Below are 1,670 nucleotides of genomic sequence, written 5' to 3'. Positions count from 1 at the left end.
AGTTAGCCGTTATATGGTGATGCGTGGTGAAAGCACTCCTGCCGTTATTCCTGACGAGCAGATGGCGCGTTTCCGTTTCATGCTCGATTATTCCGATGAAGCAGTCTGTATGAATGATACTCCACTGGCGCGTGGTGAGAAAGTTCGTGTCATAAAAGGTCCTTTGAGCGGCCTTGTTGGCGAACTCGTGACTGTCGGGGGTAAGAGTAAGATTGCCGTTCGTTTAAATATGCTTGGCTGTGCTTGTGTAGATATGCCAATCGGTTATGTAGAACCTACAAAGATTAGTAATGACGACACAAAAAAACTTTAACATATTTCTATTCATTCTACTGTTAGGAGTTTTTTCTCCTTTGATGGCTCAAAATATGAGCGATTCTCAAGTGTTGGAGTATGTCAAAGAGGGGATTAGACAAGGGAAAGAACAAAAACAATTAGCCTCCGAACTTGCCCGTAAGGGCGTGACCAAAGAACAGGCTATGCGTGTGAAGCAGCTTTATGAGCAGCAGAACAACGTCAATGCTTCCAACGCTACCGGTACGGATGTCAATGAATCCCGTCTTCGTGAAGAAATGAAGGAGAACACCTCCGATATGCTGGAAGACCATCCGAGTACTCAAGATCTTGCACGTAGTAATCAGGTTTTCGGACGTAACATTTTTAATACCCGTAACCTGACTTTTGAACCCAGTGTCAACATCGCCACCCCTTTAAATTACCGTCTCGGTCCCGGTGATGAAGTGATTATCGATATCTGGGGAGCCAGCCAGAACACTATCCGCCAACAGATTTCTCCTGATGGCACGATTAACATTCAGAAAATAGGTCCCGTCAACCTGAACGGCCTGACTATTGCTGAAGCCAATGACTACCTCAAAAAAACATTAAACAAGATATATAATGGTCTTAATAATACGAATGATCCCACTTCTGATATCCGTCTGACTCTGGGCAGCATCCGTACTATTCAGATCAATGTGATGGGTGAAGTTGTCCAACCGGGCACTTACTCTCTTTCTTCCTTTTCTACTGTCTTCCATGCACTTTACCGTGCAGGAGGTGTGAGTGACATAGGAAGCCTTCGCAATGTTCAGCTGGTACGTAATGGCAAAAACATCGCCACGATTGACGTCTACCAATTTATCATGAAAGGCAACATTCAGGATGACATTCGTCTACAAGAAGGTGATGTTGTGATTGTTCCCGCCTATGACGTATTGGTTAAGATTGACGGAAAAGTGAAACGTCCGATGCGTTTCGAAATGAAGAAGGACGAAAATTTATCTACTCTAATCAGTTATGCCGGTGGGTTTGAGGCCGACGCCTACACCCGTTCCTTGCGTATCGTACGCCAAAACGGACAGGAGTATGAAGTAAACACAGTCAAGGACCTTGATTATAGTGTCTATAAAATGCGGAATGGTGATGTTGTGACTGCCGAGGCTATCCTTAACCGCTTCACTAATAAGCTTGAAATCCGTGGTGCCGTTTACCGTCCCGGTATCTACCAGCTAAACGGTAAACTGAATACCGTCCGCGAATTGGTGAACGAAGCCCAAGGACTGACGGGTGATGCTTTCTTGAATCGTGCTGTCCTTTATCGTCAACGTGAGGATCTTACTACTGAAGTTATCCCTGTTGACATTAAAGCCATCATGGATGGTACTTCT

Annotated in this window: 1 protein-coding gene and 1 pseudogene; both read left to right on the top strand. The window is 44.9% G+C overall.

Going from position 1 to position 1,670, the window contains the following annotated elements; genetic code table 11:
- A pseudogene (locus tag BXY_RS20760) lies at positions 1 to 313 on the top strand (UpxY family transcription antiterminator); the annotation flags it as partial.
- Positions 291 to 1,670: polysaccharide biosynthesis/export family protein (locus BXY_RS20755; protein ID WP_208946883.1), on the top strand; the 1,380-nt coding region annotated here is incomplete at its 3' end. The pseudogene BXY_RS20760 and the gene BXY_RS20755, both read left to right, overlap by 23 nt.

The sequence above is a fragment of the Bacteroides xylanisolvens XB1A genome (genome assembly GCF_000210075.1).
Classification (GTDB): Bacteria; Bacteroidota; Bacteroidia; order Bacteroidales; family Bacteroidaceae; genus Bacteroides; species Bacteroides xylanisolvens.
Note: the sequence above shows the minus strand (reverse complement) of the source record. Positions and strands in the feature narration are given on the sequence as shown.